The 10,604-nt window shown below is 66.0% G+C and carries 10 protein-coding genes; 8 read left to right on the forward strand and 2 right to left on the reverse strand.

The window, feature by feature from the left end; all coding sequences use genetic code 11:
• Positions 1 to 56: 56 nt before the first annotated feature.
• Entirely contained in the window at positions 57 to 1,076 is a 1,020-nt protein-coding gene (locus ACFOWB_RS18860) for a polysaccharide pyruvyl transferase family protein (RefSeq protein ID WP_261404415.1), read from the reverse strand.
• 410 nt (positions 1,077 to 1,486) lie between these two features.
• Between ACFOWB_RS18860 and ACFOWB_RS18865 the strand changes: the two genes are divergently transcribed.
• The 8 genes from ACFOWB_RS18865 (at position 1,487) to ACFOWB_RS18900 (ending at position 9,213) form a co-directional block, all read left to right on the forward strand.
• The gene (locus tag ACFOWB_RS18865; RefSeq protein WP_315855151.1) at positions 1,487 to 1,939 is read left to right on the forward strand and encodes an acyltransferase; all 453 of its coding nucleotides are present in this window, start codon (positions 1,487 to 1,489) and stop codon (positions 1,937 to 1,939) included.
• The gene (locus ACFOWB_RS18870) at positions 1,936 to 2,739 is read left to right on the forward strand and encodes an NAD-dependent epimerase/dehydratase family protein (RefSeq protein ID WP_261404413.1); all 804 of its coding nucleotides are present in this window, start codon (positions 1,936 to 1,938) and stop codon (positions 2,737 to 2,739) included. Before ACFOWB_RS18865 ends, ACFOWB_RS18870 begins: the two co-directional genes overlap by 4 nt.
• Positions 2,740 to 2,909: 170 nt before the next feature.
• Positions 2,910 to 3,683, forward strand: coding sequence for a cephalosporin hydroxylase family protein (locus ACFOWB_RS18875; protein WP_261404412.1), 774 nt, complete (start codon positions 2,910 to 2,912; stop codon positions 3,681 to 3,683).
• A gap of 109 nt (positions 3,684 to 3,792) precedes the next feature.
• Entirely contained in the window at positions 3,793 to 4,569 is a 777-nt protein-coding gene (gene rfbF, locus ACFOWB_RS18880) for a glucose-1-phosphate cytidylyltransferase (protein WP_261404411.1), read from the forward strand.
• Positions 4,569 to 5,630: a CDP-glucose 4,6-dehydratase gene (rfbG, locus tag ACFOWB_RS18885; RefSeq protein ID WP_261404410.1), complete on the forward strand. Its 1,062-nt coding sequence runs from the start codon at positions 4,569 to 4,571 to the stop codon at positions 5,628 to 5,630. Before rfbF ends, rfbG begins: the two co-directional genes overlap by 1 nt.
• 1 nt (position 5,631) lies before the next feature.
• Positions 5,632 to 6,870 carry a methyltransferase domain-containing protein gene (locus ACFOWB_RS18890; RefSeq protein WP_378148831.1) on the forward strand — a complete coding sequence of 413 codons (1,239 nt, stop codon included), beginning with the start codon at positions 5,632 to 5,634 and terminating at the stop codon, positions 6,868 to 6,870.
• Positions 6,870 to 7,436 carry a dTDP-4-dehydrorhamnose 3,5-epimerase family protein gene (locus ACFOWB_RS18895; protein WP_261404409.1) on the forward strand — a complete coding sequence of 189 codons (567 nt, stop codon included), beginning with the start codon at positions 6,870 to 6,872 and terminating at the stop codon, positions 7,434 to 7,436. Before ACFOWB_RS18890 ends, ACFOWB_RS18895 begins: the two co-directional genes overlap by 1 nt.
• A 184-nt stretch (positions 7,437 to 7,620) precedes the next feature.
• A complete protein-coding gene (locus ACFOWB_RS18900; RefSeq protein WP_378148832.1) occupies positions 7,621 to 9,213 on the forward strand; it encodes a hypothetical protein in 1,593 nt (530 codons plus the stop codon).
• Between the two features lie 85 nt (positions 9,214 to 9,298).
• Here the strand turns inward: ACFOWB_RS18900 and ACFOWB_RS18905 are convergent, their stop codons facing one another.
• Entirely contained in the window at positions 9,299 to 10,318 is a 1,020-nt protein-coding gene (locus ACFOWB_RS18905; RefSeq protein WP_378148833.1) for a polysaccharide pyruvyl transferase family protein, read from the reverse strand.
• Between the last annotated feature and the right edge of the window lie 286 nt (positions 10,319 to 10,604).

The raw sequence follows: 10,604 nt of genomic DNA on the forward strand, positions 1-10,604 counted from the left end.
AAGGAGATGGAATCAGCACGCGCTCGAAAACGAAACCCCGTTAATGGGGACGCTCCCTAGAGCGTCGACAGGATCCGCGTCAGCTTGGCGTCGAAATCCATCCGCATCAGCGCGATGCTGCGACGGACCAGGTCGTGGTCGTACTCGCTGGCGAGCTTCTGGGCGATGTGGTTGCGGCCGAGAGGCGTGTCGTTGAAATTGACGAGCAGGTGGGCGTGGCCCACCTGCTTGAACAGTTCCGCCACCTTGGACTTCAGCTCGTCGAGGTTGTTGATCGTCCCGATGCAGGGCCTGGACCGCTTGAGCGCCAGGATGCAGCCGTGAAAGCGCGCGCTCACGACGCCGGTGCAGTCGTCGATCGCCTCTGCGAACTCCGACATCAGCCGCGTCTCGATGATCCGGGCCGAGGCGAGGGTCTCGAGCGCGCCTGACGCGCGGTCGGTCGCGGGGAACATGCTGATGACGCGGTCGCGCCGCTTTATCTGCTCGGCGAGATGCCGGAAGACCTTCTCGTAGCGGCCCGTCTGCTTGCGCGGAACGACGCCGAGGCGCGCGATCTCGTCGGGCGCGCGGGACGGGAGGTGGTCGAGCCTGGCGTCCATCAGGATCGGATCGTTCAGCAACTCGACGTCCTGGCGGACCTCGCCGAGCGACTCGCACGAATAGGTGTCGCGCCCTGTGACGACGCTCGCGGCCTCGACCAGCGCCCGGCATTTCCCCACGACCTCCTGCGACGCGCCGAGGCCGAGGAGGATGATCGGAACGCGGATCTTCGCCACCCAGTCAGCGCTCTGGAGCGGTCTGTGGACCGAGGCGAGCAGACCGCCGCCGCCGATCACGAGCGCGTCGAAGCGGTTGATCTGGTCGGCGTCGTAGATCGCGTCGGCGGAAAGGACGTGATCCTGCGAGGAGAACTCGTACTGCTTCTGCGAAGAGCTGTTCGAGGTCGCGTAGACGTCGATCTCCGGCGCGAGGGTCCGGATGTGATGCTCGACCGAGGAGGCTTGAAACTGATCGCCGATGTTTCCGTTGCCGTAAGCGCCGTAGATGAGAACGTTCTTCGAACCAGATCGCATTTTGAAACCTGAGAGAGAAATCTAAACGCGGCGCGATCGTCGGATCGACGACGTCGCGCCTGTGGTCGGAAGAACCGTCGTCTTCTTGCTCGTCGAAAAATAGCGCGGGGCCGATGAAGGTCCTGTGATGCGTCGAGGCTCGTCGCGTCTTTCGCCGAGCTTTGCGCGCCGCAGCGTTTTGGAGACGTTCGCCGTCATTAGCCGAGTTCCCGGGCCCCGCCTAGCGATGATGCCGGGCGCCGATCCGCGCCGCGCGGCGCGGATCGCAGTGGCGGCGCGGATCGATCGTCTTTAATCCTACGTCGAACTGCGCTTGTCTGAACGCGCGGGGGGAAGGGTCGCGGCCTGCGCGTCCCGCCGGAACGGAGCGACGCGTGATCGAAGTCCATCCCACGGCCAGAGTGTCGCCCATGGCCGATATCGAGGACTCGGTGCGCGGCACCCGGATCGTGTTCGGCGAGGGCGTGGTCATCGACTCCTTCGTGAAGATCAAGCCGGCCGGCGGCGTCGGCGACATCGTCGTCGGCGCGCACACCACCATCAACTCCGGAAACGTGCTCTACACCGGCCATGGCATCGTGATCGGCAGCTATTGCGCGATCGCGGCGAACTGCACGTTCGCGCCCACCAACCACGAGTTCAAGAGCCGCGACGCGCGCATCCGCGACCAGGGCTTCCGGCCGAGCAAGGGCGGGATCCGCATCGGCGACGACGTCTGGATCGGGGCGAACTGCGTCATCCTCGACGGCGCCGACATCGGCGACGGCTGCGTGGTCGGCGCCGGCTCGATCGTGCGCGGCGTGCTGGAGCCTTACGGCGTCTACGTGGGAATTCCGCTTCGACGGGTCGGCTCTCGCTCATGAAGGCGACCGTCTTCGGCGCCAGCGGATTCGTCGGCCGCCATCTCGTCGCGACGCTGCGCCGCGACGGGCACGAGGTTTATGTCCCCGGGCGCGACGAGACGCTGGCCTGCGACCGTCCGCTCGGCCACGCGTTCTACTGCATCGGGCTGACGGCGGATTTCCGCACGCGGCCCTTCGACACGGCGCGCGCGCATGTCTCGATCGCCACGGAGCTTCTGGACCGGGCGGACTTCGAGAGCTTTCTCTACCTCTCCTCGACGAGGGTCTATGCGAAAGCGCGGTCGGCGGACGAGGAGGCCGACCTCGTGGTCAACCCGAACGATCCGTCCGACCAGTACAATCTGTCGAAACTGGACGGGGAGGCGGTCTGCTTCCGCTCCGGCCGAAGCGCGGTTCGCGTCGCTCGCCTGTCCAACGTCGTCGGCTATGATCCGGACTCGCCGACGTTCCTGTCGGATCTCATGCGCGAAGCTTCGACGGGCCGCATCACGTTGCAGTCCGATCCTTCGTCATCGAAAGACTACATCCTGATCGACGACGTCTGCGAGTTGCTGGCCAAGATCGGATTCGGGGGAAAGCGAGCGCTCTACAACGTGGCGAGCGGCGTCGACATCACCAATGGCGCGCTAGTCGATCGGCTGTGCGAATTGACCGGCGCGACCTGCGACGTTAAGCCCGGAGCGCCGATATTGCGCTTCCCAAAGATTGCGGTTGATCGTATTAAATCTGAGTTTGATTTCAATCCGCGCGACGTAATGAATTATCTTCCGAATTTGCTGGAGTCTGTAGAGCTTCGATGAAACATGAGACTTGGGGGTCGGCGTCGTTTCATTGAATTGTGGTCGGGTCTGCTTTCTCTTGGGGGCTCATGGACAATGCAGCGTGCGGCGTCGAAAGACGAAGATAGACTTGCGGTAGTGGGCGCCGGCTCAGGCGCGCGGCGGTTTTTGATGTTCTGGAGCTTGGCACAATGACTGTGACGATCATCGACGAGGGCGCCGGCACGGTCACCGTGCGTGAAGCCGACGGGGCCGAACGCGTGCTCGAGATCGCCGACGCCGCGGCGTTCGACGCCGCCTCCAAGGCCTGGCTCCGGGTCGGCTGGGACACCAAGCACGTCTACAGCTTCACCTGGCTCGGACGTCCGATCATCCAGCTTCCCGAGGACATGATCCGGCTCCAGGAGGTCATCTTCAACCTGAAGCCCGACGTCATCGTCGAGACCGGGATCGCGCATGGCGGCTCGCTGATCTATTACGCCTCGCTCTTCGAGATGCTCGGAAAGGGACGCGTGATCGGCGTCGACATCGAGATCCGTCCGCACAACCGCAGCGCGATCGAAGAGCATCCGATGTCCAAGCGCATCGAGATGATCGAGGGTTCGTCGATCGCGCCCGAGACGGTCGCCGAGGTCAGCCGGCGCATCAAGCCGGACGAGACCGTGCTGGTCATCCTCGACTCCAACCACCTCCACGGCCACGTGCTGGAGGAGCTGCGCGCCTACGGGCCGCTGGTCAGCGTCGGCTCCTATGTCGTCGCCACCGACGGCATCATGGAGCAGGTGGTGGGCGCGCCGCGCTCGACCCCGGACTGGACGTGGAACAACCCCAAGAAAGCGGCGAACGACTTCGTCGCCGAGAACCCGGATTTCGTGATCGAGGAGCCCTCCTGGCTGTTCAACGAAAGCGTTCTGACCAACCGGATCACCTATTGGCCGGACGCCTTCGTGAAGCGGGTTCGCTGACCTCGCCGCGCCGCCCGTCGACATCGATCGCGGGCGGCGCGTCTGGTTCTCCCCGCCGCAACCGGAAGATCAGCGCCTCGCGTCGCGAGGCAGTTACGGAGACTGCGCGTTGAAGGCCGTCATTCTCGCCGGTGGGCTCGGAACCCGTCTGTCCGAAGAGACGTCGCTCCGACCGAAGCCGATGGTCGAAGTCGGAGGGCGTCCGATCCTCTGGCACATCATGAAGATTTTTTACGCGCACGGCATCAGCGACTTCATCATCTGCCTCGGCTATCGGGGCTATATGATCAAGGAATACTTCGCCAACTACGTTCTCCATCAGTCCGATGTGACGATCGACGGCGGAAAGCATGAGGTCACCTACCACCAGCGCTACGCCGAGCCGTGGCGGGTGACGCTCGTGGACACCGGCCCCGAGACGATGACCGGGGGGCGGCTGAAGCGGGTCCGCGACTATCTCGACGACGACGAGCCCTTCTTCATGACCTATGGCGACGGCGTCGCCGACGTCGACCTCACCAGCCTCGCGGCCTTCCACAAGTCGCACGGGCGCGAAGCCACGGTCACCGCGGTCGTGCCCCCGGGCCGTTACGGCGCTCTTGAGATGGACGGCGACGCGGTGCTGCGCTTCATGGAGAAGCCGCCCGGCGACAACACCTGGATCAACGGCGGCTTCTTCGTCCTCGAGCCCAAGATCATCGACCGCATCGAGGGCGACCACATCTCGTTCGAGCTCGAGCCGCTCGAGGGCGTTGCGCGCGACCGGCAGCTCATGGCGTATCGGCATCAGGGCTTCTGGCAGGCGATGGACACGCTGCGCGACAAGAACCAGCTCGACGGCCTGTGGGCCGCGGGCAAGGCGCCCTGGCGGATTTGGCGGTCCTGATGGCTGCGTCCAGCGTCGATCCCGCGTTCTGGAGCGGTCGGCGGGTTCTCGTCACGGGCGACACCGGCTTCAAGGGCGGGTGGCTGGCGCTCTGGCTTCACAGCATGGGCGCCAAGGTCAGCGGCATCGCGCTCGACCCGGACCAGACGCCCAATCTCTTCACCCTGACGCGGCTCGCCGAGCTGATCGAGCACCGCACCGTGGACCTGCGCGACCGGGCCGCGACGCAGGCCGCCGTCGAGGCGGCCGATCCGGAGCTGGTGCTGCATCTGGCGGCGCAGCCGCTCGTGCGCGAATCCATCCGCAATCCGGTCGACACCTTCGCGTCGAACGTGATGGGAACGGTGCATCTGCTGGAGGCGCTGCGCGGCCGCGCGGGGCTGAAGGGCGTGCTCACCGTCACCTCCGACAAGGTCTATCGCAACTCCGACACCGGGCGCGCCTTCGTCGAGGGCGATCCGCTCGGCGGGACCGATCCCTATTCGGGATCGAAGGCCGCGTCCGAATGCGTGGCCTACAGCTACGGCCGCAGCTATTTCGACCGCGCCGGCGTTCCGACCGCGACGTCGCGCGGCGGCAACGTGGTGGGCGGCGGAGACTTTTCGGTCGATCGGCTGGTGCCCGATCTCGTCCGCGCGATCGAGGCCGACGAGCAGCTGGTGCTGCGGCATCCGAGCAGCACGCGGCCCTGGCAGCATGTGCTCGATTGCGTCGCGGGCTATCTCACGCATCTCCAGGCCATCTGCCTCGACCCGTCGGCGCCGCGGGCGCTCAATTTCGGTCCCTCCGACGAGGCGCTGCCGACGGTGGGCGAAATGGCGACGGCGCTGTGCGAACGGCTCCAGGCCGGAAAGGGCTGGCGGCACGAGCCGGATCCGAACTCTATCGAGATGAAGCTGCTCCACATCGACGCCTCGCTGTCGAAGCGCGCGATCGGATTCGCGCCGCGGCTCGACTCGAAGGCCGTCATCGACCTCACGGCCGCGTGGTATCGGGCCTATTTCGACGCCGCGGACCTTCGCGACTTCACCCTGCAGCAGATCGCTAGCTATGGACGGTAAGATGCCGGACGCCCCCTCCTGCCGCTTCTGCGGCGCCGCCCTGACCCGCACCTTCGTCGACCTCGGCGTGATGCCGCTCGCCAACAGCTACATCAAGAAGGCCGATCTCGAGGCCGGCCGCGAGCATCCGCTTCCGCTGCACACGCGGGTCTGCGAGGAGTGTCTTCTGGTTCAGGCCGACGATCCGATGGACGCCGCCGAGATCTTCGACGACAGCTACGCCTATTACTCGTCCTATTCCGACAGCTGGGTCGAGCATGCGCGGCGTTACGCGGTCGCGATGATCGACCGGCTTGGCCTCGGGCCAGACTCGCTCGTCGTCGAGATCGCCAGCAACGACGGCTACCTGCTGCAGCACTTCGTCGCCCGCGGCGTGCCCGCGCTCGGCGTCGAGCCCGCCGAGAACTGCGCGCGCGAGGCCAAGACCCGCGGCGTCGAGAGCGAGGTGGCGTTCTTCAACGAGGCGACCGCGAAACGGCTTGCGGAGCGCGGGCTCAAGGCCGACCTCATGCTCGGCAACAACGTGCTGGCCCATGTGCCGAACATCCGCGATTTCCTCGCGGGGTTCCCGATCATGCTCAAGCCGGAGGGCACGCTGACCTTCGAGTTCCCGCATCTTCTGAACCTGATGGATCAGGTTCAGTTCGACACGATCTATCACGAGCATTTCTCCTATCTGTCGCTGCTGATCGTCGAGAAGGCGCTCGCCTCGGTGGGCATGCGCGCCTACGACGTCGAGGAGCTTCCGACCCATGGCGGCTCGCTGCGCGTCTTCTGCTGCCACAAGGACGCGGCCTTCGCCGAACAGCCCGGCCTGCTTCACGTCCGCGCCAAGGAGACGGAGGCCGGCCTGCACGAGATCGCGGCCTATGAGGGCTTCAGCGAGAAGGTCGACGCCACCCGCAGGTCCTTCCGGGCGTTCCTCGAGAAGGCCGCGGCCGACGGCAAGACGATCGCCGGCTACGGAGCGGCCGCGAAGGGCAACACCTTCCTCAACGTCTGCGGCGTCGGGGCCGACGACATCGTCTGCGTGTTCGACCGCAACCCCCACAAGCAGGACCGTCTCCTGCCGGGCAGCCACATCCCGGTGCTGGACCCTTCGGCGCTCGACGAGGTGAAGCCCGACTACCTGCTCATCCTGCCCTGGAACCTCAAGGACGAGGTGATGACGAGCTTCTCGCGGATCAGCCAGTGGGGCGGACGCTTCGTGACGGCGGTTCCCGAGACGCGGATCTTCTGATGCGCTTCACCCGGACCAGGATCGACGGCGCCCTGATCGTCGATCTTGAGCCGCGTTCGGACGATCGCGGGTTCTTCGCGCGCGCGTTCTGCGTCGAAGAGTTCCGGCAGGCCGGCGTCGCGTTCGAGTGCCCGCAGATCAACCTCTCCCGCAATCATGCCGCGCGAACGCTGCGCGGCATGCATTACCGCGACTTCGCCCATGCGGAGGCCAAGTTCGTCCGCGTGGTGCGGGGCAGGGCGTGGGACGTGGCCGTCGATGTCCGGCCGGACAGTCCGACATTCGGCGATAGCGTCGGCGTCGAACTCGGCGACGTCGAGGGCCGGGGCCTTTATCTCGCGAAGGGGCTCGCGCACGGTTTTCTGACGCTCGAGCCGGACACCGACATGCTCTACCTGATGAGCGACGTCTACACGCCCCAGCACGAGCGCGGCCTGCGCTGGAACGACCCGGCGCTCGCCATCGACTGGCCCGAGAGGCCGCTGGTCATTTCGGAGCGCGACGCGACCTATCCGGACTTTTCGCCGACCGGCTTCGCGCCCGCCGGCCGATCCGGCGGGGCCTGAACCCGCGACCACCTCCCCCGAAGCGCCCGGGTCGGCGCGCCTTGCGCCGGACCGACGGGCTTGCGCCGCAAGAGCCGTCCCGAGCCGGGCTGCGGCCGCCTGGGGCGGCGATATTTCGCTGTCGATTCGACTGCCGGGCGACTAGTTTGCTCGTCGACTTGAAAGATGAAGGGCCTCGGCTTTCATGACGGATCTGGATTTCAAGAGCAGCTTTTCGGAGGTCGCACGCCTCGTCAACGCCGCGGCGGCGGGCGCGTCTGCGGAAGATCCGATCGCTCTGACCGACGCCCAGGACAGGTTCGCGTTCGCGGCGCGCGTGTTCCGGTCGTCGCGCGACATGCGCGTGATCGACGTCGCCGACACGATCGAGCCGAGCGCCGAAGCGACCGCGACCCTTCAGGACGTGGGCGTCGACTACGACACGCTGAAATCGTTTTTCCACACGCAGGTCGAGCAGGGGCGGAGCAAGCTCCCCTGTCAGCCTTACATGTATGATCTCTGCAAGACCGGGTCTCTCAGCATCCCGTCCTTTCTCACCGGAGAGACGATCAGCGCCTCCGGGAGTTTCTTCTACATTCTGGAGGAACGAGGCGGGGCGCGGCTATTCTATCACTTCTGTGACCGCAAACCCTATGTGCTGGTTCCGGGCGTGTTTTCCGGATTCTTCGTCGGCGTGTATTTCTTTGAAGACAACGTCTACGTGAACTGGAGCTCGGTCTATTCCAGAAAGAATTCGCTCGACGACCTGAACGTCCTGAGGGCGCTCATCGCGACCTATCCCGAGAAGGTGGCCCGATATCTTTCTGGTTCGCCGAAGCCGCCGGCCGTCATCTTCGCCTCGCTCAACCACATCGGCCACACTGCGCTGCAGGAGTACGAGCCGTTTCATTTCCTGGCCGAGCAGGGCGCGTTCGCGACGATGGACACGATGTTCGTCGGGCCGAGCGGCTTCTTCGAAGCCGAGCGCCTGTTTCCGGAACTGGCCGGCCTCGACGCCGTCGGGTTCGAGACCATGCACGAGGCGTTCCTCTGCAGCATCGAATCCGAGCGCCTGGCGTTCCGTCCGGCGCTCGGCGACTTCAGCTTCTCGGCCGCGCTGGCGGCGCGGTTCCAGACCATGCTGTCGGCGCCCGACGTGGTCGACGCCGCCCGGCAGGTGAAGCCGATCCCCGGCGCGCCCACCGTCTGGTTCGAGGTGCGGACCAATGACAGGTTCTGGACCAACCAGGTCGAGGGCGTCGCGGCGATCGCCAATCGACTGGCAGAGACCTATCCCGGATTGCAGATCGTGACCGCAGGCTGGTCCAAGCCTCTGGCGGGGCAGGTCAAGGACTACGACCTCAAGATGATCGAGCAGGACCGGCAGGTGGCCGAAGATATCAAGTCTCTGCTGGACGACGGAATCGCCTTCACCGACGTCACCGGATGGTCGCCGACCGAAAAGGCCGCGGCGGCGATCAGCATCGACCTCTATGTCGCCGTCTACTCCAGCGGAATCATCTTCACGTCATGCATCGCCCAGAAGCCGGGAGTGATCTTCGGCAGCAACTATTATCTGAGAAGCAAGGAGCGGATGCAGTATTTCGACGGCCGCTGGGCCTACTGCGATTTCCCGGCGAACGTCCAGTTCGTGAGCTCGGGGAAAGTCGAGGACATCAAGGTCGGACAGGTGAAGTCCTACTGGAACTTCGAGGTCGACTGGACGGACGTCTATGACAGCATCGTGCTCGCGCTCAACGCGAAACGCGTCGAGGCGGCGGCGCTGACCGAGGCCTGACCATCGGGCGGTCGATGGCGGGCGGGCGCTCATCCCCGAGCACGGCGGAGGCCCGCGCGGGTCGCCGTCACGCCGGCTTCGGCGCTTACCCGAGCGACTGCAGAATTCCCGCCAGACGCCGGCGGAACTCCGCCGCCAGGCCCGACAGGCGCGACTCGATCACGCCGAAATCGACCTCTTCCCTCAATCGTCGGACGATGGCGTTCCTGTTGGTGGGCGCGCTGTTGAAGTCGACGAGCAGGTGCTCGTGCGCGATCTGCCTGTAGAACTCGTGGATCTTCGTCGCCGGCCCCTCGAATCCCGTGACGACGCCGATGCTCGGCGCGCGTCTCTTCGCGGCGAGGATGCAGCCATGGTACCGCGCGCTCACGACGCCCGTGACGCGATCGATCGCCTGCACGCACTCGGCGATCGTGCGCGCCGCGACCACCTGCCCGTCCTGAAAATGCTGAAGCGCTCCGGAGGCTGCGTCGGTCGCCGGGAACAGGGTGATGGCGCGGTCGCGTGACTTCATCTCGGCCGCCAGCCTGCGGAAGATCTCATGATGCTCGGGCGCCGGCTTGCGGGGAATCACGCCGAGCCGGGCGAGCTCGTCTCTCGGGGCGCGCGCAGGGGCGTCGAGGCGCTCGTCGGCCAGGATCGGGTCCGGGATCAACTCCACGTCGTCGCGGAAGCGGCGCAGGACCGCGCAGGATTGCTCGTCGCGGCCGGTGACGACCGCCGCCCGGCGGATCAGGGTCTGGCATCGCTGCGCCACCTCGGCGCTCGCGCCCATCGACAGCAGAATGATCGGCGGCGTGACGTGAAGCGGCCAGTTCGGGCTGTTGAGCGGCCGGTGGATGGCGGCCAGCAGGCCGCCGCCGCCGACGATGACGGCGTCGTACTCGCTGAGCCGGTCGTAGTCGCGCAGGATCGACGGCGGCAGAACGTGGTCCGGGCGCGGAAAGTCGTAGGGCTTGGCGGCGACGCTGTTCGACGTGGCGTGCACGACCGCCTCCGGGAGGATCGCCGAGAGGTGGTGGGCGAGGGACGAGGCCTGATGCAGGTCGCCGATGTTGCCGTTGGCGTAGGCGCCGATGAGCAGGATCTTGGCCGGACGGGTCATGCGGACGCGGCGCGCCGATCGGCCGTCGAGACGGTGGCGGGCGTCTTGTCGATGGTCATCGTCATATGGCGGCCCGTCAGCGAAGGCGCCCGGCGAACGGCTCGGGAGGCTGGTGGCTTCCTGCGCGCGGCGCTTCTCGCATGCATAGCCCGCGCGTGCGATTCGCGCTCGCGCGACCGCGCCCCTTCGGGGTGAGGCGAAAACGACCGACGGCCTCGTCGCCGCATTAGGGAGCGTCCCCATTAACGGGGTTTCGTTTTCGAGCGCGTGCTGATTCCATCTCCTT

The sequence above is a fragment of the Chenggangzhangella methanolivorans genome (genome assembly GCF_042648545.1).
In the GTDB taxonomy this organism is placed as follows: Bacteria; Pseudomonadota; Alphaproteobacteria; order Rhizobiales; family Methylopilaceae; genus Methylopila; species Methylopila methanolivorans.

Excerpts from the sequence above, each read along its gene's own strand:
- ACFOWB_RS18860 (WP_261404415.1), bottom strand. The coding sequence starts at position 1,076 with ATGCGATCTGGTTCGAAGAACGTTCTCATCTACGGCGCTTACGGCAAC.
- ACFOWB_RS18865 (WP_315855151.1), top strand. The coding sequence starts at position 1,487 with ATGGCCGATATCGAGGACTCGGTGCGCGGCACCCGGATCGTGTTCGGC.
- ACFOWB_RS18870 (WP_261404413.1), top strand. The coding sequence starts at position 1,936 with ATGAAGGCGACCGTCTTCGGCGCCAGCGGATTCGTCGGCCGCCATCTC.
- ACFOWB_RS18875 (WP_261404412.1), top strand. The coding sequence starts at position 2,910 with ATGACTGTGACGATCATCGACGAGGGCGCCGGCACGGTCACCGTGCGT.
- rfbG (WP_261404410.1), top strand. The coding sequence starts at position 4,569 with ATGGCTGCGTCCAGCGTCGATCCCGCGTTCTGGAGCGGTCGGCGGGTT.
- ACFOWB_RS18890 (WP_378148831.1), top strand. The coding sequence starts at position 5,632 with ATGCCGGACGCCCCCTCCTGCCGCTTCTGCGGCGCCGCCCTGACCCGC.
- ACFOWB_RS18895 (WP_261404409.1), top strand. The coding sequence starts at position 6,870 with ATGCGCTTCACCCGGACCAGGATCGACGGCGCCCTGATCGTCGATCTT.
- ACFOWB_RS18900 (WP_378148832.1), top strand. The coding sequence starts at position 7,621 with ATGACGGATCTGGATTTCAAGAGCAGCTTTTCGGAGGTCGCACGCCTC.
- ACFOWB_RS18905 (WP_378148833.1), bottom strand. The coding sequence starts at position 10,318 with ATGACCCGTCCGGCCAAGATCCTGCTCATCGGCGCCTACGCCAACGGC.